Origin of the sequence: Pseudomonas sp. 09C 129, assembly GCF_002843625.1 — a bacterium.
GTDB lineage: Bacteria > Pseudomonadota > Gammaproteobacteria > Pseudomonadales > Pseudomonadaceae > Aquipseudomonas > Aquipseudomonas chlororaphis.
The window spans coordinates 4,419,540-4,445,202 of record NZ_CP025261.1; the positions used below are offsets into that span (position 1 = coordinate 4,419,540).

General features: G+C 62.7%; 10 protein-coding genes. 4 read left to right on the top strand and 6 right to left on the bottom strand.

The features are described from left to right. From CXQ81_RS19890 to CXQ81_RS19900, 3 genes are all read left to right on the top strand, one after another. Positions 1-2,829: a DUF5801 repeats-in-toxin domain-containing protein gene (locus tag CXQ81_RS19890; protein WP_101338298.1), complete on the top strand. Its 2,829-nt coding sequence runs from the start codon at positions 1-3 to the stop codon at positions 2,827-2,829. Between the two features lie 273 nt (positions 2,830-3,102). Then, complete coding sequence (locus CXQ81_RS19895) at positions 3,103-7,692, top strand: DUF5801 repeats-in-toxin domain-containing protein (protein WP_101338299.1); 4,590 nt, start codon at positions 3,103-3,105, stop codon at positions 7,690-7,692. 342 nt (positions 7,693-8,034) lie between these two features. Beyond that, positions 8,035-15,459: a DUF5801 repeats-in-toxin domain-containing protein gene (locus tag CXQ81_RS19900; RefSeq protein ID WP_101338300.1), complete on the top strand. Its 7,425-nt coding sequence runs from the start codon at positions 8,035-8,037 to the stop codon at positions 15,457-15,459. A gap of 244 nt (positions 15,460-15,703) precedes the next feature. On the opposite strand, the gene CXQ81_RS19905 is transcribed toward CXQ81_RS19900, so the two are convergent. The 5 genes from CXQ81_RS19905 to CXQ81_RS19925 all read right to left on the bottom strand — a co-directional run bounded on the left by CXQ81_RS19905 (position 15,704) and on the right by CXQ81_RS19925 (position 22,848). Beyond that, on the bottom strand, positions 15,704-16,420 hold the full coding sequence (locus tag CXQ81_RS19905) for a LuxR C-terminal-related transcriptional regulator (protein WP_101338301.1): 717 nt from the start codon (positions 16,418-16,420) through the stop codon (positions 15,704-15,706). Between the two features lie 573 nt (positions 16,421-16,993). Beyond that, entirely contained in the window at positions 16,994-18,391 is a 1,398-nt protein-coding gene (locus tag CXQ81_RS19910; RefSeq protein WP_178081075.1) for a TolC family outer membrane protein, read from the bottom strand. A 3-nt stretch (positions 18,392-18,394) separates the two neighbouring features. Beyond that, positions 18,395-19,708 carry an HlyD family type I secretion periplasmic adaptor subunit gene (locus CXQ81_RS19915; protein ID WP_101338303.1) on the bottom strand — a complete coding sequence of 438 codons (1,314 nt, stop codon included), beginning with the start codon at positions 19,706-19,708 and terminating at the stop codon, positions 18,395-18,397. Continuing rightward, complete coding sequence (locus CXQ81_RS19920) at positions 19,701-21,476, bottom strand: type I secretion system permease/ATPase (RefSeq protein WP_101338304.1); 1,776 nt, start codon at positions 21,474-21,476, stop codon at positions 19,701-19,703. The genes CXQ81_RS19915 and CXQ81_RS19920 overlap by 8 nt, the downstream gene beginning before the upstream one ends. A 478-nt stretch (positions 21,477-21,954) precedes the next feature. Then, positions 21,955-22,848: a DMT family transporter gene (locus CXQ81_RS19925; RefSeq protein WP_101338305.1), complete on the bottom strand. Its 894-nt coding sequence runs from the start codon at positions 22,846-22,848 to the stop codon at positions 21,955-21,957. Positions 22,849-23,006: 158 nt separating this feature from the next. Here CXQ81_RS19925 and CXQ81_RS19930 point away from each other — a divergent pair, with 158 nt between their 5' ends. Next, a complete protein-coding gene (locus tag CXQ81_RS19930) occupies positions 23,007-24,440 on the top strand; it encodes a PLP-dependent aminotransferase family protein (RefSeq protein ID WP_101338306.1) in 1,434 nt (477 codons plus the stop codon). A 176-nt stretch (positions 24,441-24,616) separates the two neighbouring features. Here CXQ81_RS19930 and tagQ read toward each other — a convergent pair whose 3' ends face one another. After that, positions 24,617-25,558, bottom strand: a complete 942-nt coding sequence (gene tagQ / locus CXQ81_RS19935; RefSeq protein ID WP_101338307.1) for a type VI secretion system-associated lipoprotein TagQ — start codon at positions 25,556-25,558, stop codon at positions 24,617-24,619. Between the last annotated feature and the right edge of the window lie 105 nt (positions 25,559-25,663).

Genomic DNA, 25,663 nt, shown 5'->3' on the forward strand with positions numbered 1-25,663 from the left:
ATGACCACACCCCAATCCCCCACCACCGACCTGACCGCCGATACCTCTACCGATCTGTACCCCGCCTTTCCCAGCAACGACACACTGACCCTCACCGCCCTGGCGGATGGCGCTCCGCTCGTGGTAGCGACCGGTGCCAACGTTGCGCTGGACGAAACCAGCGGGTTGCAGAACGCCACGGCCACGCCATCCCCCGCGGGGGACGCCGACGACAATGACATCCTGCTGGCCGCCCTGCCCTCGGCCTTCGCCACCCGGCTGACCGCCCTTGGCGCGGGTACCGCGACGGACGCCGCCCTGAGCGGCTACACCGGCGCCGTGGGCGACACCGGCAGCAATGCCTTCACCCTCAACCTGGCGCCCGGCGCGATCAATGTCGATATCAGCTTCACCGACAGCCTGGGCGCACCGCTCGATGGCCTGGACAGCGGGCTGGATACCCTCGATGGCATCGACATCCTTCTGTATACCGATACCAATAACAACATCCTGCTGGGCCGGGCCGGAGGCCCTGACGGGGCGATCGTGTTCGCCGCCTATATCGAAGAGACCGGGTCGCCGCTGTCGGGCGGCAAGATCTGGACCGTGGAATACCAGCCGCTCAAGCATCCGGACGGCAGTAACCCGGACGATGCCCTCAACCTGCTGAATAAAGTATTCATCGGCGCCAGCCAGGACCTGACGTTCAGCCTGGCCGACGCGCCTTCCGGGCAGAACCTGTTCCTGATGTTCACCAAGGCCAATCCGACGGTGGTCGATGACGGCGGCGTCTTGCGGATCAGCGACCCGACGATCATCGCCACCGGCAAGGACCCCGCCGACCAGTCATCGGGCGCCAGCATCAACACCGGCGACACCATCAACACCAGCCAGGCGGGTGGCCCGACCACCTTCGGCACCAACAGCCAGATGATCACGGAACAGGAAGGCATTCGCTTCACCTTCGTCACGGGCGCCCGGCAGGACGTAACCATTCCCAACCTGGATCAGAATGAAGCCGATATCGAAGCCAACATCGACTTCACCGCGATGTTCAATGCCAAGGCGGCCAATTTCGATATCGTGCAACTGCAAGGCGGCAAGAGTGCGGTGGTCAGGATCAGTGCCTTCAACACCGCGGTTGAAAGTGGCGCGAGTTTCGTCAATGGCTATGCGAACGATACGTCAGTGGCCATTACCAATGTTCGCGTGATCAACATCGCCACGGGACAAGTGATCGAAAACTCGGACGGCTCGGTGAATGACACGAGCATCCTCATCAGCTTCGATGGCGGCGTGGCCACCATCACCGGCGTCAAGGCCGGCTACCAGATCGAATACACCACGGCCGCGGACCACAACCGCGTCCTGATCGAGAACGGCGCCGCCCTGGACGCCAAGGGCAATACCCACGCCGACTTCGATATCGGTGGCTTCACCTTGCGCCAGGCCTCCACCACCACCGCCGAAATCGGCTCTCACATGATCTTCGAGGACGATGGGCCGACCCTGGCCTTCGGCAACCTGATCGGCACCGGGACCGCCCTGGCGCAACAAGGCTACTGGAACATGGGGGCTGGCGCCGACGGGCTGGATGCCAACGGCCTGGACATTACGCTGGTGAACGGCCAGTTCACCCTGGTCCGGCCGGATAACACCACCACCACCGGAACCGGTACGCTGGTCGAGCAGTCGCCTTCGCCGGATGGCAATGGCGCCTATCAGTTCGCCGGCACCCTGACCGGTGACTTCGACAACAACGCGGCCACCGCCGATACCACTGTCCACTACACCCTGAGCGCCTATGCCAACGGCACCTATGCCCTGGACCTGGAGGAAGGCTTCCGTTCGACCGTGGTCCTCAGCAGTGCCGACGGCTCGCTGGCTGCCGGCGGTCCGGACCCGGTGCGCACGCTAATGATAGGCAGCGAGGATGTAGTGTTCTTCGCCGCCAATCCGCTGGCACCGCAGACCGGCGATAACAGCATCCTGACCGGTATCGGGCTCGGGGCGCCCGACCCTACCGAAGCGCAGTTGCAGACCAACCCCCTGCCGTCGTTCATCGGCTCATCGACCATGAACGTCAGCACCTCCGGCATCGGTGTCGCCAACAACAACCTGGAGGGCAACACCACCGCGGGCATCAATGCCGGCGACGAAAGTTTCGTGATCAACCCCGAGACTTTGTTGACCAGCATGAAGATCTTTATCGACAACTCGGTGCAGGGCTACAACCCGGCCACCGAAGAGCTGTACTACACGATCTACTACGACAACGGCACGACCTCGGGCACGCCCATCAAGGTGCAGGCCGCCGACCTGCACGCAGAGGCGGGTGGCCAGAAATCCTTCACCGTCCAGTGGGATGGCAGCCATCTGATCGATGCCGTCCAGCTGACGATGGGACTGGGCACGGTCAAGATCCCGGTGATCCAGTTCATCAAGGAGACCCAGAGCCTGGCCAACGATATCCAGCTGTCGTTCAACGCCACGACGACGGACAAGGATGGGGATACCGCAACCAGCGCGTTCGACGCCAACCTGTTCGCCAACGACCCGAGCGACCAGACCTTCGACTTCAGGCTGGTCGGCACCGCCGGTGAACGGGATGCCTTCAACATCGACCTGTCGGTGGCCGAGAACCAGTACCAGGTCACTGGCTTCGATGCCGGCCCGGGCCAACGCGATGCGGTGGTGCTCATTGGTGACGCGGGCGCCACTGTGCAGTCGATCGACAATGCCAGCAACGACAGCATCGTGACGATTGCCGAGACCGGCGGACAACTGACGACCATCACCCTGCTCGGGGTCGACCTGCTCAATACCGACATTGTGATGGGCAGCGTCTGAAACATCGCGCGTCAAACCCAAGCGAGGGTGGCCTGGAAACCACCCTCGCTTTTTTTGGCCGCGCCGCACGCTCAAGCGGCGCAAGGTCTGAAGAGCTCGTCCTGGACCGGCACCTTCGCCTCCCCCCGTTTCCCTCCCAGATAGGCTGAAACTCCCAGGCCGCCCAGGAGTATCGGCCAATGCGCAACCTCCTGTGCATCCCCATAGTTGTGAAATCTGCCAGCAGAGGGCCCAGTGCGGCCCCAATGGCTGGAACTGCCTAGGAGAATTGTCATGACTACCCTGCAAGAAAACCTATCCCTCACGAGCGACCCGCTCGTGGTAGCGACCGGCGTCAACGTTGCGCTGGACGAAACCACCGGGCTGCAGAACGCCACGGCCACGCCAGCCCCTGCGGGAGACGCCGACGACAATGACATCCTGCTGGCCGCCCTGCCCTCGGCCTTCGCCACCCGCTTGACCGCCCTCGGCGCCGGCACCGCGACGGACGCCGCCCTGAGTGGCTATACCGGTGACGTGGGCGATACCGGCAGCAATGCCTTCACCCTCAACCTGGCGCCCGATGCGATCAATGTCGATGTCGGTTTCACCGACAGCCTGGGCGCACCGCTCGACGGCCTGGACAGCGGCCTGGATACCCTCGATGGCATCGACATCCTTCTGTATACCGATACCGATAACAACATCCTGCTGGGCCGGGCCGGCGGCCCTGATGGCGCGATCGTGTTCGCCGCCTATATCGAAGAAACCGGGTCGCCGCTGTCGGGCGGCAAGATCTGGACCGTGGAATACCAACCGCTCAAGCACCCGGATGGCAGTAACCCGGACGATGCCCTCAACCTGCTGGACAAGGTGTTTATCGGCGCCAGCCAGGACCTGACGTTCAGCCTGGCCAATGCGCCTTCCGGGCAGAACCTGTTCCTGATGTTCACCAAGGCCAACCCGACGGTGGTCGACGATGGCGGTGTCCTGCGGATCAGCGACCCGACGATCATCGCCACCGGCAAGGACCCCGCCGACGAATCGACGGGGGTCAATATCAATACCGGTGACACCATCAACACCAGCCAGGCCGGTGGCCCGACCACCTTCGGCACCAACAACCAGATGATCGTGGAACAGGAAGGCATCCGCTTTACCTTCGTCACCGGCGCCCGGCAGGACGTGACCGTGCCCAACCTGGATCAGAACGAAGCGGACGTCGAAGCCAATATCGACTACACCGCAGTGTTTAATGCGACGACGGCCAGCTTCGATGTGGTGCAGCTGCAAGGCGGCAAGAGTGCCGTGGTCAAGGTCAGTGCCTTCAGCACCGCGGTTGAAACCGGCGTGGACTTCGTCAACGGCTATGCGGACGATACGTCGGTGGCCATTACCAATGTTCAAGTCATCGACAACGCCACCGGGCTGGTGATCGAGAACTCCGACGGCTCGGTGAACGATACGAGCATCCTCATCAGCTTCGATGGCGGCGTGGCCACCATCACCGGCGTCAAGGCCGGCTACCAGATCGAATACACCACCAGTGCAAACCACAACCGCGTGCTGGTCGAGAATGGCGCAGCCGTGGACGCCAAGGGCAATGACCACGCCGACTTCGACATCGGTGCCTTCACCCTGCGCCAAGCCACCACCGCGACCGCCGAAATCGGCTCGAAGATGATCTTCGAGGACGATGGGCCGGCCGCGGCCGGAACCGCTGAGGCCGGCACCGTCGACGAAGACGGCCTGGCCAATGGCATCGCCGGCGGTGTCGGCGACGTGCCGGGTGAACTCACTACTGCCGGCGGCAACGTCAGCGGGATCTTCCAGTCCGGCGTCGATGTGCCGCTGACGTACTCCTTGTCGAGCGACACCAGCGGCTTGCCAGCCCTGACATCCGGTGGAGTAGCGCTGGTCTACAGCGTGGTGGGCGACACCCTCACCGCCAAGGCCGGCGCGGTCGATGTGTTCACCTTCAGCCTCAGCGCCGCGGGCGCCTACAGCTTCACCCTGCTGCAACCGCTGGATCATCCAGCCGGCAACGATGAAAACGACATCACCATCAACCTGGGTAGCCTGCTGCAGGCCACCGACAAGGATGGCGACACGGTAACCGCTGCCGCCGAAAAACTGGTGATTACCGTCGATGACGACACGCCCACCGCAAATGGCACCGCTGGGGCCGGCACAGTCGACGAGGATGGCCTGGCCAATGGTATTGCCGGTGGTGTCGGCGATGTGCCAGGTGAACTCACTACTGCCGGCGGCAACGTCACAGGCATCTTCCAGTCCGGTGCCGACGTGCCGCTGACTTACGCCTTGTCGAGTGACACCAGCGGCTTGCCGGCTCTGAGTTCGGGCGCAGTGGCGCTGGTCTACAGCGTCGCGGGTGACACCCTCACCGCCAAGGCCGGCGCGGTCGATGTGTTTACCTTCAGCCTCAATGCCGCAGGTGACTACAGCTTCACCCTGCTCCAGCCGCTGGATCATCCAGCGGGCAACGACGAGAACGACATCACGATCAACCTGGGCACCTTGCTGCAAGCCACGGACAAGGATGGCGACACGGTAACGGCCACCGCCGAGAAACTGGTAATTACCGTCGATGACGACACACCCACCGCAACCGGAACCGCCGCGGCTGGAACCGTCGATGAAGACGGCCTGGCCAATGGTATTGCCGGTGGTGTCGGTGATGTGGCGGGCGAAGCCACCACCGCCATCGGCAGCGTGACGGGGATCTTCCAGTCGGGTGCCGATGTACCGCTGAGCTATTCCCTGTCGAGTGACACCAGTGGCCTGCCGGCCCTGAGTTCGGGCGGGGTGGCGCTGGTCTATAGCGTCGCCGGCGATACCCTGACGGCCAAGGCGGGCGCCGTCGATGTATTCACCTTCAGCCTCAGCGCCGCCGGTGACTACAGCTTCACCTTGCTGCAACCGCTGGACCACCCAGCGGGCAACGATGAAAACGACATCACCCTCAGCCTCGGCACGCTGTTGCAAGCCACGGATAAAGACGGCGATACGGTGACGGCCGCCGCCGAGAAACTGGTGATCACCGTCGATGACGACACGCCTACCGCCAACGGCACCGCCGAAGCCGGAACCGTCGATGAGGACGGCCTGGCCAATGGCATCGCCGGAGGTGTTGGGGATGTGGCGGGCGAGTCCACCACCGCCAATGGCAGCGTGACCGGGATCTTCCAGTCCGGTGCCGATGTGCCGCTGAGCTATGCCCTGTCGAGCGATACCAGCGGCCTGCCGGCCCTGAGCTCGGGCGGGGTGGCGCTGACCTACAGCGTTACCGGCGATACCCTCACCGCCAAGGCCGGCGCGGTCAATGTGTTCACCTTCAGCCTCAATGCCGTGGGGGCCTATGCCTTCACTCTGCTGCAACCCCTGGATCACGCGGCGGGCAACGATGAGAACGACATCACCATTAATCTGGGTAGCTTGCTGCAAGCCACCGACAAGGACGGCGACACGGTGACCGCCGCGGCCGACAAGCTGGTGATCACCGTCGATGACGACACCCCGACCCTGGCCTTCGGCAACCTGATCGGCACCGGTACCCAACTGGCGCAACAAGGCTACTGGAACATGGGGTCTGGCGCCGACGGGCTGGATACCAACGGCCTGGACATCTCGCTGGTGAACGACCAGTTCACCCTGGTCCGGCCGGACGATACGACCACCACCGGCACCGGCACGCTGGTCGAGCAGTCACCATCACCGGACGTCAATGGCGCCTACCAATTCGCCGGCACCTTGACCGGTGACTTCGACAACAACGCGGCGACCGCGGACACCACCATCCACTACACCCTGAGCGCCTATGCCAACGGCACCTATGCCCTGGACCTGGAAGAAGGCTTCCGCTCGACCGTGGTCCTCAGCAGTGCCGATGGCTCACTGGATGCCGGTGGCCCGGACCCTGTGCGCACGTTGACGATCGGCACCGAGGATGTGGTGTTCTTCGGCGCGAATCCGCTGGCGCCGCAGACCGGCGATAACAGCATCCTCACCGGTATCGGGCTCGGAGCACCCGACCCTACCGAAGCGCAGTTGCAGACCAACCCCTTGCCGTCGTTCATCGGCTCGGCGGCCATGAACGTCAGCACCTCGGGCATCGGCATCGCCAACAACAACCTGGAGGGCAACAACACGGCGGGCATCAATGCCGGTGACGAGAGTTTCGTGGTCAACCCCGAGACGCTGCTGACGGCCATGAAGGTCTATATCGACAACTCGGTGCAGGGTTACAACCCGGCCACGGAAGAGCTGTACTACACGATCTACTACGACAACGGCACGACCTCGGGCGCGCCCATCAAGGTGCAGGCCGCCGACCTGCAGGCGGAGGCCGGAGGCCAGACCTCCTTCACCGTAGAGTGGGACGGCACCCACCTGATCGACGCGGTCCAGCTCACCATGGGCAAAGGCACGATCAAGGTTCCGACCATCGAGTTCATTCATGAGGTCCAGAGCCTGGCCAGCGATATCCAGCTGGCATTCAACGCGACGGTGACGGACAAGGATGGCGACACGGCGACCAGCGCGTTCGACGCCAACCTGTTCGCCAACGATGCGGCCGACGCGCTCTTCGACTTCAGGCTGGTCGGCACCACCGGTGAGCGGGATGCCTTCAACATCGACCTGGCAGCCACCGAGAACCAGTACCAGGTCACAGGTTTCGATGCGGGCGCCGGCCAGCGCGATGCGCTGGTGCTCATTGGTGACGCGGGGGCCGTTGTGCAGTCGGTCGACAATGCCGGCAGCGACAGCATCGTGACGGTGGCCGAAACGGGCGGACAGATTACGACCATTACCCTGGTCGGGGTCGATCTGCTCAATACCGACATTGTGATGGGCAGCGTCTGAAACCTCGCGCAGGCGAATGAAAGCGAGGGTGGCCTGGAAACCACCCGCGCTTTTTTTTGCGCGCCCATATGAGAACCGCGGCGAGCGCTCGAGCAGCCCGTCGAGCCGCTCGACGACGGCCTGTGGCCGCCATTGCGGGCTACCCCTGAAGCCCCCCTCAGGGTCCTGTTTGCGAGCACTGCTGCGCCTTATCCCGCGTCCCTTCCTGAATAGGCTGAAACTCCCATCCGGCCTGGGAGTATCGGCCAATGCGCAACCTGCGCGGCATCCCCATAGTGGTTGTATCTGCTAACAGAGGGCCGAGGTGCGGCCTCAACGACTGGAATTGCCCGGGAGAATGTCATGACTATTTCTAAAAAAACCCCATCCCCCACGAACGACCTGAGCGCTGACACCAGTACCGCTCTCTATCCCGTGTTCCCCAGCGCCGACACGCTGGCCGTCAGCACTGCTCAGGCGAGCAGCGCCTCGTCCATCCTGGTGACCGGTGCGAGCGTGACCCTGGACGAAACCACCGGGTTGCAGAACGCCACCACCACGCCAAGCCCCGCGGGAGACGCTGACGACAACGACATCCTGTTGTCCGCCCTGCCCTCGACCTTCGCCACCCGCCTGACCGCCCTTGGCGCCGGTACCGCCATGGACGCCGCCTTGAGTGGCTATACCGGTGCCGTGGGCAACACCGGCAGCAATGCCTTCACCCTCAACCTGACGCCCGGTACCAACATCCTCGATATCAAGTTCACCGACAGCCTCGGCGCGGCGCTCAACGGCCTGGACAGCGGCCTGGATACCCTCGATGGCACCAACATCCTGCTGTACACCGATACCGACAACAACATCCTGCTGGGCCGGGCCGGAGGCCCTGACGGCGCGATCGTGTTCGCCGCCTACATCGAAGAAACCGGATCGCCGGTCAGCGGCGGCAAGATCTGGACCGTGGAATACCAACCGCTCAAGCACCCGGACGCGAGTAACCCGGACGATGCCCTCAACCTGCTGAACAAGGTCTTCGTCAGCACCGTCCAGGACGGATTCGACCTGACCAATGCGCCTTCCGGGCAGAACCTGTTCCTGATGTTCACCGGAGCGAACCCGACGGTGGTCGATGACGGCGGTGTGTTGCGGGTCAGCGATCCGACGATCATCGCCACCGGTAAAGACCCGGCAGACCAGTCGAGCGGCGCGAATATAAACACTGGCGACAGGATCAATACCAGCCAGGGCGGTGGTACGGTCACCATCGGTACCAACAATCAGATGATCACGGAACAGGAAGGCATCCGCCTGACCTTCGTCACCGGTGCCCGGCTGGATGTGACCGTGCCCAACCTGAGCCAGACCGAAGCCGATGTCGAAGACAACATCGACTTTACCGCCATGTTCAATGCGACGACGGCCAGTTTCGATGTCGTGCAGCTGCAAAGCGGCAAGACTGCCGTGGTCAAAATCAGTGCCTACAACACTGCGGTTGAAGACCGCGTGGACTTCGTCAACGGCTATGCGAACGATACGTCGGTGGCCATCACCAATGTGCGCATTTTCGATAAAAGCACCGGGCTGGTGATCGAGAACTCCGACGGCTCGGTGAACGATCCGAACATTGCCATCAGCTTTACCGGCGGCGTGGCCACCATCACCGGCGTCAAGGCCGGCTACCAGATCGAATACACCACCAGCGCGGACCACAACCGCGTGCTGATCGAGAACGGGGCCGCCGTCAACGCCAGGGGCGATAACCACGCCGACTTCGATATCGGTGGTTTCTCGCTGCGCCACCCCTCCACGATCACCACCGAAATCGGCTCGAAGATGATCTTCGAGGACGATGGACCGACCGCAGCCGGGACCGCGGCGGCCGGCACCGTCGATGAGGACGGCCTGGCCAATGGCATCCCAGGCGGTGTCGGCGACGTGCCTGGCGAGGTCACCAGCGTCAGCGGCAGCGTGACCGCCATCTTCCAGTCCGGCGTCGATGTGCCACTGACTTACTCCTTGTCGAGCGACACCAGCGGCCTGCCGGCCCTGACTTCCGGCAGCGTCGCACTGGTCTACAGCGTGGTAGGCGACACCCTGACCGCCAAGGCGGGCACCGTCGATGTGTTCACCTTCAGCCTCAGCGCCACGGGCGCCTACAGCTTTACCCTGCTGCAACCGCTGGATCACCCGGCCGGCAACGATGAAAACGACATCACCCTCAACCTCGGCACGCTGCTGAAGGCCACGGATAAGGATGGCGACACCGTGACGGCTGCGGCCGAGAAGCTGGTGATTACCGTCGACGACGATACGCCCACCGCGACCGGCGTCGCCGCGGCCGGAACCGTCGATGAGGACGGCCTGGCCAATGGCATTGCCGGCGGTGTCGGCGATGTGCCTGGCGAGGTCACCACGGCCAGCGGCACCGTCACCGGGATCTTCCAGTCCGGGGCCGATGTACCGCTGACTTACTCCCTGTCGAGCGATACCAGCGGCCTGCCGGCCCTGACTTCCGGTGGAGTGGCGCTGGTGTACAGCGTGGTGGGTGACACCCTGACTGCCAAGGCGGGTGCCGTCGATGTGTTCACCTTCAGCCTCAATGCCGCAGGGGACTACAGCTTTACCCTGCTCCAGCCCCTGGATCATCCAGCCGGTAACGATGAAAACGACATCACCCTCAATCTGGGAACCCTGTTGCAAGCGACCGACAAGGACGGCGATACGGTAACGGCCGCGGCCGAGAAACTGGTGATCACCGTCGATGACGATACGCCAACCGCCGCCGGAACCGCCGAGGCAGGAACCGTCGATGAGGACGGCCTGGCCAATGGTATTGCCGGTGGTGTCGGTGACGTGGCGGGTGAAGCAACGACGGCCAGCGGCAATGTCACGGGCATCTTCCAGTCCGGGGCCGACGTACCGCTGAGCTATGCCCTGTCGAGCGATACCAGCGGCTTGCCAGCCCTGAGTTCGGGCGGAGTGCCCCTGGTGTACAGCGTCGCAGGTGACACCCTGACCGCCAAGGCCGGCGCGGTCGATGTGTTCACCTTCAGCCTCAGCGCGGCGGGCGCCTACAGCTTTACCCTGCTGCAACCGCTGGATCACCCGGCGGGCGACGATGAAAACGACATCACGATCAACCTGGGCGCGATGTTGCAAGCCACCGACAAGGATGGCGACACGGTAACCGCCGCGGCCGACAAACTGGTGATCACCGTCGATGACGACACCCCCACCGCGAATGGCACTGCTGGGGCCGGCACCGTTGATGAAGACGGCCTGGCCAACGGTATTGCCGGTGGTGTCGGCGATGTGCCTGGCGAAGCGACGACAGCCAGCGGCAGCGTCACGGCGATCTTCCAGTCCGGGGCCGATATACCGCTGACTTACTCCCTGTCGAGTGATACCAGCGGTCTGCCAGCCCTGAGTTCAGGCGGAGTGGCGCTGGTGTACAGCGTTGCCGGCGATACCCTGACGGCCAAGGCCGGCGCGGTCGATGTATTCACCTTCAGCCTCAATGCCGCAGGTGACTACAGCTTCAGCCTGCTCCAGCCGCTGGATCATCCGGCCGGCAACGATGAAAACGACATCACCCTCAACCTGGGAACCCTGTTGCAAGCGACGGACAAGGACGGCGATACGGTAACGGCTGCCGCCGAGAAACTGGTGATCACCATCGATGACGACACCCCAACCGCGAATGGCACCGCTGGGGCCGGCACTGTCGATGAGGACGGCCTGGCCAACGGTATTGCCGGTGGTGTGGGCGACGTGGCTGGCGAAGCCACGACGGCCAGTGGCAGCGTGACGGGGATCTTCCAGTCCGGCGCCGACGTACCCTTGACTTACGCCTTGTCGAGCGACACCAGCGGTCTGCCAGCCCTGAGCTCGGGCGGAGTGGCGCTGGTGTACAGCGTCGCGGGTGACACCCTGACCGCCAATGCGGGCGTGGGTGGGGCCGAGGTATTCACCTTCAGCCTCAGTGCAGCGGGAGCCTACAGCTTTACCCTCCTGCAGCCGCTGGATCACCCGGCGGGCGACGATGAAAACGACATCACCCTCAACCTGGGCACCCTGCTGCAGGCCACCGACAAGGATGGCGACACGGTAACGGCCGCCGCCGAAAAACTGGTGATCACCATCGATGACGACACGCCAACGGCGAATGGCACCGCTGGAGCTGGCACCGTCGATGAAGACGGCCTGGCCAATGGCATTGCCGGCGGTGTCGGCGACGTACCTGGCGAAGCCACAACGGCCAGTGGCAGCGTGACAGGCATCTTCCAGTCCGGGGCCGACGTACCGCTGACTTACGCCTTGTCGAGCGACACCAGCGGTCTGCCAGCCCTGAGTTCGGGTGGAGTGGCGCTGGTGTACAGCGTCGCTGGCGACACCCTGACCGCCAAGGCTGGCGCAGTCGATGTATTCACCTTCAGCCTCAGCGCTGCGGGTGACTACAGCTTCACCTTGCTGCAACCGCTGGATCATCCAGCGGGCAACGATGAAAACGACATCACCCTCAACCTGGGAACCCTGCTGCAGGCCACGGACAAGGATGGCGACACCGTGACCGCCGCGGCCGAGAAACTGGTGATCACCGTCGATGACGACACGCCCACCGCAAGCGGAACCGCTGCGGCTGGAACCGTCGATGAGGACGGCCTGGCCAATGGCATCCCCGGCGGTGTGGGCGACGTGGCCGGTGAGGCCACCGTGGCCAATGGCAGCGTCAGCGGTATCTTCCAGTCGGGTGCCGACGTACCGCTGACTTACGCCTTGTCGAGTGATACCAGCGGTCTGCCAGCCCTGACGTCTGGCGGAGTGGCACTGGTGTACAGCGTGGCGGGCGATACCCTGACCGCCAAGGCCGGCGCCGTCGATGTGTTCACCTTCAGCCTCAGCGCCGCGGGCGCCTACAGCTTCACCCTGCTGCAGCCGCTGGATCATCCGGCCGGTAACGATGAAAACGACATCACCCTCAACCTGGGAACCCTGTTGCAAGCGACCGACAAGGACGGCGATACGGTAGCGGCTGCCGCCGAGAAACTGGTGATCACCATCGATGACGACACCCCAACCGCGAATGGCACCGCTGCGGCCGGCACCGTCGATGAAGACGGCCTGGCCAACGGTATTGCCGGTGGCGTCGGCGACGTGGCTGACGAAGCAACCACCGCCAGCGGCGACGTCACGGGTATCTTCCAGTCGGGTGCCGATGTACCGCTGACTTACGCCTTGGCGAGCGATACCAGCGGCCTGCCGGCATTGAGCTCGGGCGGAGTGGCGCTGGTCTATAGCGTCGCGGGCGATACCCTGACCGCCAAGGCCGGCGCCGTCGATGTGTTCACCTTCAGCCTCAGCGCCGCCGGTGACTACAGCTTCACCCTGCTGCAACCGCTGGATCATCCGGCCGGTAACGATGAAAACGACATCACCCTCAACCTCGGCACCTTGCTGCAAGCCACCGACAGGGACGGCGACACGGTCACCGCGGCGCCCAACAAGCTGGTGATCACCGTCGATGACGACACGCCAACGGCGAATGGCACCGCCGCAGCCGGCACCGTCGACGAGGACGGCCTGGCCAATGGCATTGCCGGTGGTATCGGCGACGTGCCGGGCGAAGCCACCACGACCAATGGCAGCGTTAGCGGTATCTTCCAGTCGGGTGCCGACGTACCGCTGACTTACGCCTTGTCGAGTGATACCAGCGGCCTGCCAGCCCTGAGCTCGGGCGGAGTGGCGCTGGTCTACAGCGTGGCGGGAGATACCCTGACGGCCAAGGCTGGTGCCGTCGATGTGTTCACCTTCAGCCTCAATGCTGCGGGTGACTACAGTTTCACCCTGCTGCAGCCGCTGGATCATCCGGTAGGCAACGATGAAAACGACATCACCCTCAACCTGGGGACCTTGCTGAAGGCCACCGACAGGGACGGCGACACGGTAACCGCTGCCGCCGAGAAACTGGTGATTACCGTCGATGACGACACCCCAACCGCCACCGGAACCGCCGAGGCCGGTACCGTCGATGAAGACGGCCTGGCCAACGGCATCGCCGGGGGTATCGGCGACGTACCGGGCGAGGTCACCACGGTCAGCGGCAACGTCAGCGGCATCTTCCAGTCCGGGGCCGACGTGCCGCTGAGCTACTCCTTGTCGAGTAACACCAGCGGCTTGCCAGCCCTGAGCTCCGGCGGAGTGGCACTGACCTACAGCGTCCTGGGCAGCACCCTGACCGCCAAGGCCGGCGCGACTGACGTGTTCACCCTCAGCCTGACGGTAGCGGGTGCCTACACCTTCAGCCTGCTCCAGCCCCTGGATCACGCGGCCGGCAACGACGAGAACGACCTGACGATCAACCTGGGCAGCCTGCTGCAAGCCACCGACAAGGACGGCGACACGGTGACCGCCGCGGCCGACAAACTGGTGATCACCGTCGATGACGACACCCCGACCCTGGCGTTTGGCAACCTGATCGGCACGGGGACCGACCAGGCACAACAAGGCTACTGGAACATGGGGTCTGGCGCCGACGGGCTGGGTGCGGCCGGTCTGGACATCTCGCTGGTGAACGGCCAGTTCACCCTGGTCCGGCCGGACGATACGACCACCACCGGCACCGGTACGCTGGTCGAGCAGTCGCCGTCACCGGACGCCAATGGCGCGTATCAGTTCGCGGGCACCTTGACCGGTGACTTCGACAACAACGCGGCGACCGCGGACACCACCGTCCACTACACCCTGAGCGCCTACGCCAACGGCACTTATGCGCTGGACCTGGAGGAAGGCTTCCGCTCGACCATCGTCCTCAGCAGTGCCGACGGCTCGCTGGATGCCGGTGGCCCGGACCCGGTGCGCACGCTGACCATCGGTAGCGAGGACATCGTGTTCTTCGGCGCCAACCCGCTGGCTCCGGCAAGCGGCGCGAACAGCATCCTCACCGGTATCGGGCTCGGAGCACCCGACCCTACCGAAGCGCAGTTGCAGACCAACCCGCTGCCGTCGTTCATCGGCTCGTCAGCCATGAACGTCAGCACGGCCGGCATCGGCATTGCCAACAACCTGTTCCAGGGCGACAACCAGGCGGCGATCGGCGCGGCCGATGAAAGCTTCGTGGTCAACCCGGAAAGCCTGCTGACAAGCATGAAGGTGTTTATCGACAACTCCGTGGGCGGGTACAACACGGCCACCGAGGACCTGTACTACAGGGTCTTCTACGAAGATGGCACCTTCTCCAACCTCATCGAGGTCAACACCCTGACGCCAGAGGCCGGTGGACAGGTGTCCTTCACCGTCGAGCAATCGGCTACATCGTTGATCGATGCGGTCCAGCTGACGATGGCCCGGGGCGAGATCAAGATCCCGACGATCGAGTTCACCCACGAGACCGAGAGCCTGGCCAGCGACGTCAAGCTGGCGTTCAACGCGACGGTGACGGACAAGGATGGCGACACGGCGACCAGCGCGTTCGACGCCAACCTGTTCGCCAACGACCCGAGCGACGTGCTCTTCGACTTCAGGCTGGTGGGCACCACGGGTGAACGGGATGCCTTCAACATCGACCTGTCGGCCGCCGAGAACCAGTACCAGGTCACAGGCTTCGATGCCGGAGCCGGCCAGCGCGATGCAGTGGTGCTCATTGGTGACGCGGGGGCCGTTGTGCAGTCGATCAACAATGCCGGCGCCGACAGCATCGTGACGGTGGCCGAGACGGGCGGACAGATAACGACCATTACCCTGGTCGGGGTCGATCTGCTCAATACCGACATTGTGATGGGCAGCGTCTGAAACCTCGCACAGGCGAATGAAAGCGAGGGTGGCCTGGAAACCACCCTCGCTTTTTTTTGCTGCTACCGTCCGAAACGCTCTCACTCGCTTGCGCGACAAACGCCCAGGCAGCCCAAGGCTCACAGAGCACGGCGACATGCCTGCGCATTCATGGGGCAGGAAACGACGAGAACGGCATCACCCTCGATCCGGGCAGCCTGGACAGCGACAAGGACAGCCACAGGGCTGGCTTGTCTTGATCAGCTCATTTCAGTTCCACCCACGTGGAGTCGGGCGGTTCTTCATTATCGGTGAGCCCGTGCTTGAGCGCGTACATCAGCAAGTCGATGCGGTTGATCAGGTTGAGCTTCTGATAAATGTTGCTGAGGTGGTTGTGTACGGTGTGCTCACTGATGCCCAGGCGCTCGGCGATGCTCATGTATTTGGCGGACGGGTCGCCGACGATGGCGCGAATCAGCTCCCGCTCGCGCAGCGTCAGCCGCGCCTGCTTCGCCTGTTCCAGGTTGCATCGCACGGGTACATGCCGGGTCGCGGCATAACCGGAAAGCCCGCCGGACCAGGCACGGTCCAGCCCGACGTCGTAATGGTGGACCTTGATGATGGCCCGGACGATCGAATCCGTCGGGTCTTCCGCCAGCACAATGCCGCGCGCGCCCGCCTCGATCGCCTGGGCAACCGGAACGGATTCGTACAAGCCCTTGAGCACCAGCAGTTTGATTTCCGGGCTGCGGGTCAGCCCTGCGACGACCTCCAGGGGGTTCAGCGCATCCGGAAAGAAACTGAAAAAGATCACATTGGGACGCAGCTGATCGGCAAGGTCCAGCGCATTGGTGTAGGTGGTGGCCTGGCCACTCACCTCCATCCGGGGCCTCCTCGCATTGATCAAATCATGGAGCCCCATAAGCACGAGGGGGCGGCAATCGATCAGCATCACGCGTATCGTTTTTGTATGGTCTGGCATGATCTTCCTGCCTCCCCTTGAAAAACGATGACCTTCATACGCGTTGGCCTTCCTTGATCGGCCACTCGCTCTTGAAGGACGGATGCGAGCGCCGAAAGGCTCTGAAACGTGCCCGCCCGGGTCTTGGCGACCCGGGGTACAGGCAGAAATGGCGGAGGTTTCCCACAGCCGGGCAAAGCTATCGAAACGGTATAAATAAGAATAACTATCAATAGTTTGCACGTGTCGCAGGGCGTCCGCGAGCCCTCAATTGAGTCTAGGCCAGCCCACTGAGCTGCCTGCCAACCCATCCGTCGGTCTTCGACCCAAGCCTGGTGCGGGTCGCTGGGCCGAGGTTCCCCTGGGGCGCCCTATCCCCCGCAAATCAAGCTCTTAGGCTCGCCACGAGCGAGCGGCGGGCAGAGTCGGATCCAACCAGGCTCGTCAAGTAACAGACGAATGGCGCGCAGATAAGTCAGTAGGCAATGAGAGCGTCAATTTATCGACGGGGCCGGCAGCGCCATTAAATCACCGGTTCAACGCCGGTCCTCTGCGCAAGCGATTCTTCAGCCGGGGCAGAAATGCCCCGGTGTCTTACTCCTGGTCCTCGATGCCAACGCCCATGGCCTGGCCGGCGCTACCGGGACTCAGCCAGGCATTCACATTCTCGACACTTTCAACCGGTGGTTTTCCCGCCCAGCGATTGAGGGTGAAGACGTTGCTGAGGAACTCGTATTGCGTCTTGAGCAGATCGCGCCGGGCGCGGAACTCGTTGCGCACGCTGGTCAGTACATCGACGGCGTTGACCATGCCGTAGCTCAGCCCCTTCTCCGCCGCCACCCTGGACAGCTGTGCCGAGGCCAGGGCCGAACGACTGGCGTCGATCTTTTCGCCGTTCGAATTGGCGGTCAGGTAGGCGCTGGTGATCTCCTTGACCACCCGGCGCCGGATCGCTTCCAGCTGCTGCTCGGCGACCAGTTGGTCCTGGTAGAGCCCACGGACCCGCGCCGAGGTCGAGCCACCGCTGTACAGCGGCACCTGAACGCCGATACCGGCGACATAGCTGTCGGTGCGGGGCGCCAGGGTATTGTTGTAGCCCTCGTTGGTCTGTTGCGCGCTGAGGTTCAGGCTCACCGTCGGATAGTGCCCGCCCTTGCCACTGCGCAACGCCGCGTTAGCGGCTTCGGCGCCGCTTTCGCTGGCCTTGAGCGTCGGGTTCAGCTCCATGCCATCGCGCACCCAGGACTCCAGGCTCTGCGCCGAAACCCGCAGTTGCGCGCCATCGCGAATCCGGTTGAGCTTCTCCTTGACCGGCCGGCCGACGAGCTCCGCCAGCGCCTCGCGACTGATGCGGGCCTGGTTGCGGGCATCCAGTTCCTGGGCCGCGAGCAGGTCCACCCGGGCCTTGAGGTCGAGCTGGTCGGTAATCATCGCCATCTGCTTTTCGTACAACGCGTTGACCCGGTCCAGGCTCTTTTGCGTGGTCCGGCGCTCGGCCCTCACCAGCTCCAGCTCATCCTCGGCCGCCAGCGCGGTGAAGTAACGCCGCGCCAGCTCCACCGCGGCCTCGGCCTGGGCGTCCAGCGCTTCGGACTCGGACTGCTTGGCCAGGCTCTTGAACTTCTGGTAGTTCTCCCACGCGGCCTTGTTGTAGAGGTACTGGCGCAGCACCAGGCTGTAGCTTTCGCTATCGTAACTGCGCTCCTGTATCAGGTCGTTTTCCTGGTGGATCCGGTTCGTCCCGGCATTCAGCGACAGTTGCGGCAACAGCGCCCCCAGCGCCTCGCGTTGATGCTCCTGGCCCGCCTGCGCTTGCGCAAAAGAGGCCAGGACCTGTGGGTCTTCCAGCCGCGCCTCGCGATACAACTGCATGAGGTCGGTGGAATAGGTCGAGGCGCTGACCCCGGTCGACGTTACCGCAGCGGTTTGCGCCAAGGCGGCCCCCGCTGCCAGCATGAATGCACTCCCTAGCAGAACTGACGACGCTCCCACGGGTCACTCCTCGATCATTGATTGAGACATCACATCCCGGGCCGGCTGCATCAGGTACTGCAACAGCGTGCGTTGCCCGGTGACGATCAGCACGTCCGCCGGCATCCCCGGCAACAACTTGCGCTCACCCAGGGTACGCACCCCGTGCTCGGTGACCCGGACCCGCGCCAGGTAATAGGCGGTCCCGGTCTTTTCGTTGGTCAACCGGTCGCCCGAGACGCTGCTGACCTCGCCTTCGATCACCGGTGTGGTCGAACTCTTGAACGCGCCGAAACGGATATCGGCGCGCTTGCCGATGGCGATACGGTCGATGTCCACCGGCGCCACCTGGGCCTCTATGACCAGTTCGGACACCGAGGGCACGATGTCCAGCAAGGGCGTCGCCGAACGCACGACACCGCCAATGGTGTGCACCGTCATGCCAATCACCATGCCCGCGTCGGGGGCGCGGATGACGATACGGCTGAGGCGGTCTTCCAGGGCCGAGTTCTTCTCTTGCAGGTCGTAGATCTTGGTCTGCACCTCGGCCAGCTGCTTGGCCACGTCGGAATCGAAATCCTTGTCGACCTGGAGGATCTGCAACTGGGTTTCGTTGATCTGCAGGCGGGTCTTGTCGATGGTGGAACGGTGATCGGCCACCTCCGACCTGAGCATCCCCAGCTTGCGGTCCTGCTCGAGCAGGCGTTGCTTGTCGACGAACCCCTGCTTGAGCAGGTCGGACAATTCGCCGATTTCACCGCTGTAGGATTTCTCCAGGCGCACCTTGACCGCGATCATCGATTCCAGGCCCTTGATCTGCTGGTGCAATTGGCCGATGCGCTCGCGCAGCACCGCGATCTGGCCCAGCCGCGAGCCGCGCCGCGCGTTGAATACCTGGGTCTCGCCCTGGCGCGCCTCCTCTCCCCGCACGCTGGCCGGATCGCTCATCGGCCCGAAGTCGATCGCCGGCAACCCATCGCGCTCGGCAATCAGCCTCGACTCCATGGCCCTGGCCGCGATCAGCAGGCTTTGGGTCGCCTCGTACTCGGAGCGCAGCTGGGCATCGTCGAGGATGATCAGCGGATCGTCACGCTTGACGATGTCGCCATCATGGGCCAATACGGATTTGACGATACCGCCTTCCAGGTGCTGGACCGTCTTGCGGTAAGTCTGCACGGTGACCACCCCCGGCGCGTAGGCGGCACCGTCCAGGGGCGCGAGTGCCGCCCAGGTGCCGAACAGGCCGAAGGTCACGCCGACAATGCCCATGCCCAGGCGGTGGGCCTTGCGATCGGACACCGGCAGGTCGGAAAAGCTTTCGATTTGACGACTAGGCATAGGATTCACCGCCATCGTCCTTGCGGGCATCGATCGATGCCACGTTGGTCACCACCGGTACTGGCCCGGCATGTTTCGGTACCAGCGGTTGCTGCCCGCTGAGTTCGGCCAGCACTTCCTCGCGCGGCCCGTAAAGGCCGACCATCCCGGCTTTCATCACCAGCAGCCGGTCGAGTTGCGACACGATGTTGGTGCGGTGGGTAATCACGAACAGGGTCGCGCCGGTGTGCTTGATCTGCCCGATGGCGGCCGCCAGGGCACGATCGCCGACCTCGTCGAGATTGGAATTGGGTTCGTCGAGAATGATCAGCCGCGGGTTGCCGTACAGCGCGCGGGCCAGCCCGATGCGCTGGCGCTGCCCTGCCGAGAGCATGAAGCCCTCGCTGCCGATGACGGTGTCGTAGCCATCGGGCAACAGCAGGATCATTTCGTGGACGCCAGCGATCCTGGCGGCCTGGATGACCTTCGCCGAATCGATCTCGGCGAAGCGAGCGATGTTCTCGGCGATGCTGCCCTCGAACAATTCGATGTCCTGGGGCAGGTAACCGATATACGGGCCAAGCTCATGCTTGTCCCAGGTGCTGATGTCCGCGCCATCCAGCCGGACCACCCCATGCTGCGGCGGCCAGACGCCGATCAGCGCCCTGGCCAGGGTCGACTTGCCCGAGGCGCTCGGGCCGATGATGCCCACCACGCAACCGGCCGGTACGCTGAAACTGATGTTCTTGAGGATCGGGGTACTGGAGCCAGGTGCCGCGACAACCAGGTTCTCGACCTGCACCTGGCCCTCAGGCGCCGGCAAGGACAGACGCTCGGGTTGCGCCTGTTGCTTGCCGAGGATGTCGTTCAGGCGGTTGTACTGCGAACGGGCCGCGATAAAGCCCTTCCAACTGCCGATCATCAGGTCGATGGGCGCCAGTGCCCGCCCCAGCAGCACGGCCCCGGCGAACACCAGGCCGGCCCCCACCTGATGATCCACCGCCAGGTAGGCCCCCAGGCCCAGCACCAGCGATTGCACCAGCAGGCGGAAAGTCCGCGAAAGCGTGGTGACCATGCCGCCCCGGTCGCTCGCCAGGGATTGCAGCAGCAGAACGTTTCTTTGCCGGCGCCCCCAGCGATCCATCAGGGTTTCCAGCATGCCCATGGACTCGATGACTTCGGCGTTGCGCAGGTTCTTGGTGGTATGGAGGGTCGCGCCGATATGCTCCCTGTTGGCCTGGGCCAGTACCGGCCCCGTGAGCTTCTCGTTGACGAAGGCGAGCACTATCAACAGCAGCGCGCTGCCCGTCGCGACCCAGCCGAACCAGGGGTGGAACAGGAACATCACGGCGATGTAGATCGGCAGCCAGGGTGCGTCGAAAAAGGCGAACAGACCGCTGCTGGAAAGAAACTGGCGCAAGCCCGTCAGGTCGTTGAGCGACTGGGCCGAGGCATCCATGCCGCCGCTGTCCAGGGCCCGTTTGAAACTGGCCTTGTAGACCTGGCGACTGAGCAGCACATCCAGCCGGGTACTGACCCGGACCATGATGCGCGAACGAACCCATTCCAGGGAGCCGAGGGTGATCACCAGCAGGGTCATGATCAGCGTCAACATGGTCAGGGTGGTCAGGCTGCCGCTGGTCATCACCCGTCCATACACCTGAAGCATGTAGAAGGTCGGGACCAGCATCAGCGCATTGATGAAGAAACTGAAAAAGCCGACGAACACAAAGCTGTCTCTACAGACCTTCAACGCATTTTTCAGACTGTTTTCTGGTGTGCTTTGCATTGAAACCTCTGCTCGAAAGGCCAGCCTTTGTGGAGCTTAGATCACGCCGGACAGCTGCGTGCGGCCATTGGCCGGATCGCCTCGGACAACCGGCATGCCCCCGGCAACGGCCTGGCGCGCAAGCACGCGCAAGAGCCCCGCGGCTTGGAGGCCCGAGGGCTCTGGCACGAGCTATTGGCACCATCGTGGGTAGCAGGGAAGTGGCTGTTGCAGGGGCGCCGCGGGATGCCGGGAGAGGCTTTCCAGGCGCACGGCAGGAGCGCCGCACACCTGCTTCGCACAGAAGAATCCGATTGTCGGTAGCGACAGCTGCAGTGCGCGCTGCGCCGGGGTATCCCAATGAGTCTAGTTACTGGATTGGCCGGCCGGCCTTGCGATGACCAGCGGTGTGCTCGTAGCGGATATCGGGTAGGCGGGAGGGGGTGCTTCTATCTGCAAGCGGCTGATTTCGATCGGAGGGCTGCGGGCCAGAGATTGGTTATCTGCGCCATCCGCGAAGCCGTTCTACCGGCAATTTGGTGATGGCAAAGCCTGCCAGCAGCAGCATCGAATAGAGGATCAACTGTCGAGAGATGGGCGTGCCTTCGTACCAGGCGCCGATAAGGACGGCGAATACTGGAAAGATGATGAATACGAACGACAGAATGACCGGGCTCAAGCGCTTGAGCAGGAAAAAATAGACAATGAAGCCGCCCACGGAAGCCACCAGACCGAGATAGGTCAATGCCAGCCAGGAGCGCTGCGTCACGCTGGCAAGATCGGGATGCTCCAGCACCAAGCCAGTCATGAACAGCCCCAGCCCGGCAATGCCGATCGGTAGAGTATTGAATGTAATGACCCCTATCTCGGCACCTCTCTGCTTGGTAATGACATAGCAAAGAGCGTGCATCACCGCCGCGATCAGGATAGCGATCACTCCGAAAAGCTCCGAGTAATCGAGATGCAGTCCCTGTGTCTTGATAATCATGAACAAGCTACCGAAGCCAATGGCTATGCCGACAACTTGCGAAAAAAATATCTTTTCTCTCAAGAAGATGGACGAAAAGATCAGGATGAAGACCGGCATGCTGCTGAACAAAAGTGCCGTCAGCCCGGAAGCAACATACTGCTCGCCGTAATTCAGCAGGTAATACGGCAAGCTGAAGTAACACAGGGTGACGAAGATGAAAAACCCGAAGTTCTTGCGGGGGAAAAATATCGATTCGCGCCGTACCCACGCAAACCCGAGGAACAGCGGAAAGGCGATCAAAAAACGCAAACCTGCAGATGTCAGTGGTGGCACGCTCTCCACCGCTATCTTGATGCCAAGCCATGTGGTCCCCCAACTGAGACAAACCACAAGAAAGAGCAATGTGGTGACCAAGCCCGCCATCCATCTCCTTGCTGCAGGTTGATCCTGCACCCCTACGCTAATTGACATGTTTTTATTTGGCTCTTAAGGTAAGTTTTTAAGATTGATCTGATTTATTCGCAAGAATATTCTTATCAACTCAATATATTGACTCGATATCAGGTTAATTTGAGGAAAATATGTCTGTCAAACCCGTTATTGACACCGATTCAATCTTCAAGAATGCCCTACGAGATGGCCCTGGGCCTAAGTACATGCGGCTTGCTCAGGGCATAGAGCAGGCCATCAACAACGGCGCTATCGGACAAGGCCTCAAACTTCCGCCACATCGCATCCTTGCCGATAAGATTGGCGTTACTGCCGGAACAGTCAGTCGGGCCTATTCAGAATTGGAGCGCATGGGGCTGGTCATGGCGCGGGTGGGTGATGGCACCTTCGTTCGTGCACGCGAGCAGGAACGTCCTCGCGATGTCGGTTTCCGCAATTTCATCGAGGCGCCGGATGAATGCCACGATATGAGTCGCAACATGCACATCCCCGGAATGGAAGCCACGCTGCTGGCGCGCGCAATGGCGGAGCTGTCAGGAGATGTAGAGCGACTGCAGGAGTTGATGCTCTACACGCCAGATATGGGTATTCAGCGCCACCGACAAGCGGGTGCCCAATGGCTGGCGCATGGTGACTTCAGATCATCGGCCGAGCAGATCCTCTGCGTTAATGGCAGCCAGCACGGCCTGCTAACGGTCCTCATTGCGATGCTGCGTGCTGGAGACACTCTGGTCACAGAACACCTCACTTATCCGGGCCTCATCAGCGTCGCTCGATTTCTGGGTATCAAGGTACTGGGTGTAGAAATGGATGAGGAAGGGTTGATCCCTGCGTCGCTTGCTGAGATTTGCAGCATCAATCGAGTCTCCGCTTTGTACTGCACGCCGACGATACAGAATCCGACGACAGCGATTCTCAGCCCCGAGCGCCGTAAGGAAATTGCGCAGATATGCCGCGAACACAATGTGCTGATCATCGAGGACGAAACCCATGGCGTGCTGATGCAGGACAGGCCAATGCCAATCAGCATGTACGCACCTGAGCGCGGGATCATCATCAGTAGCTTGAGCAAAGGAGTAGCCGCGGGACTTCGGGCTGGATATGTCCATGTACCGCAGGCACTGGCAGGGCGCCACGCCGCAGCGATTCGCAGCACCTGCTGGATGGCTTCGCCACTTCCCCATGAGATTGCCTGCCTCTGGATTGAAGATGGCACTGCACGCTCACTGTTGCATCAGCAGATAGCGGAAATGGAGCGCCGTAAGCAGGCGGTCGAAAAACTACTGCAAGGACTGACCTACCGAACCCATCAATACAGCCCTCACTTCTGGATCGAGGTACCGGCTCCCTGGCGCGCATCGGAAATCGAGCACTCACTACGCCAGCGCAATCACCTGATCTCGATCGCCGATGCATTCAGCATCGGTAAAGGCACAGTTCCACAATTCGTCCGCGCGAGCGTCAGTAACGCCTCTGGCGGTGATCAGGCACTCCACGATGGGTTCGCAATGCTCGCCCAGGTGCTGCGCCACGGCGTCAATCAAGAGTCGCCAATGCTCCTATAGTGTGATGCCTAGTTCGATGAGCAAGGACTCCAAAAACAGACAGAATTTGACTTAAAACCACTGTTGGACAGAGGCCCGTCACTTCCTGACCAGAGCCCTCGACCAGGCGATCAACGTGACGAGCCAGATACTTGCCGGCGATGGCCATAGACAGGATCCCGCTGCCTTTTCCCGCATCAGGCTTTCGAGCAGGCAGGCGGTGCCCAGTCACCCATGTCGGGGTTGCTGCACACGTCGTTGACCATGGTCTGGCCACGAGCAGCGATTTTCTGGCCTTCCGCACGCTTGGCCGTGGCTTGCTGCAAGGTGCGCTCGGTGGTGACGGCTTCTTTGGGCACATTCGTCTTCGTCGCCGGCTTGGCGCTGGCCTTCTTGCGGGTCGCCGCCTTCTTATCGGTGACGGCCGGAGATTTCACGGCGGCCACCTGAGCGACGTCCTGGCGTTGCACACCGACCGTCTGCAAGTCTTTCTCATAGGCCTGGGTGTAGACATCGATGCTCTCGCCGGCACGCCCATCCACGGCGGCCATCAGCTCGTTGGTTTCCTTCAGGCCGCTGACGATCTCGGCCAAGCGCAGGCGCCCTTCGCTGTCGCCGATCTTCTTCGCCTTGCGCGCATTGAGCAGTGAGGTGAACTCACGCTGGTAGCAGTTCTGCGCGGTACGGGTGTAGCTGATGCTGCGGTCGATTTCGCCGGTACTCTGGTCGAAGTCGCTGGCGTAGGAAGCAATGCGCGCACGGTCGTCGCTGATCTGCTTCTGGCGTTCGCTGTAGTAGCCGGTCGCGCCCCCGACCAGAGCCCCGGCGGCAGCGCCTATCAGGGCATTGCGACCGGCATCGCCGCTATTGCCGACCAGGGCCCCGGTCAGGCCGCCGAGCAGGCCACCGGCGATGGCGCCAGTGGCCACCGACTTGGTCATCGACTTGTCGGAACTGCGCAGCTGGCTGACCGGCTCATAGCATTGCGGGTAGTACTCGACCTTGGTTTGGGCCGCGACCTTCGAGCTTGGAGCCCCGAAGCCCGCGCATCCGCTCAGCAGCAGGGCGCAGCAGACCACGCCAGGCAATGGCAGGGTACGAGCCAGGATCGAAACGCAGTTCTTGAGTGAAGTATCCATGGTCGTGTCTCTCCTTGTTTTGTGGGTCAATTCCGTTTCGGCTTCGCGCAGAGCGGGCTGCGTCCAGCGTGAGCCAAGCCTGCCGACGCTACATCCAGCCTAGCT

Bases quoted from the DNA above. Each gene is read 5' to 3' on its own strand.
- CXQ81_RS19915 (WP_101338303.1), bottom strand. From the start codon at position 19,708: ATGCCTAGTCGTCAAATCGAAAGCTTTTCCGACCTGCCGGTGTCCGAT.
- CXQ81_RS19925 (WP_101338305.1), bottom strand. From the start codon at position 22,848: ATGGCGGGCTTGGTCACCACATTGCTCTTTCTTGTGGTTTGTCTCAGT.
- CXQ81_RS19890 (WP_101338298.1), top strand. From the start codon at position 1: ATGACCACACCCCAATCCCCCACCACCGACCTGACCGCCGATACCTCT.
- tagQ (WP_101338307.1), bottom strand. From the start codon at position 25,558: ATGGATACTTCACTCAAGAACTGCGTTTCGATCCTGGCTCGTACCCTG.
- CXQ81_RS19930 (WP_101338306.1), top strand. From the start codon at position 23,007: ATGTCTGTCAAACCCGTTATTGACACCGATTCAATCTTCAAGAATGCC.
- CXQ81_RS19920 (WP_101338304.1), bottom strand. From the start codon at position 21,476: ATGCAAAGCACACCAGAAAACAGTCTGAAAAATGCGTTGAAGGTCTGT.
- CXQ81_RS19895 (WP_101338299.1), top strand. From the start codon at position 3,103: ATGACTACCCTGCAAGAAAACCTATCCCTCACGAGCGACCCGCTCGTG.
- CXQ81_RS19905 (WP_101338301.1), bottom strand. From the start codon at position 16,420: ATGCCAGACCATACAAAAACGATACGCGTGATGCTGATCGATTGCCGC.
- CXQ81_RS19900 (WP_101338300.1), top strand. From the start codon at position 8,035: ATGACTATTTCTAAAAAAACCCCATCCCCCACGAACGACCTGAGCGCT.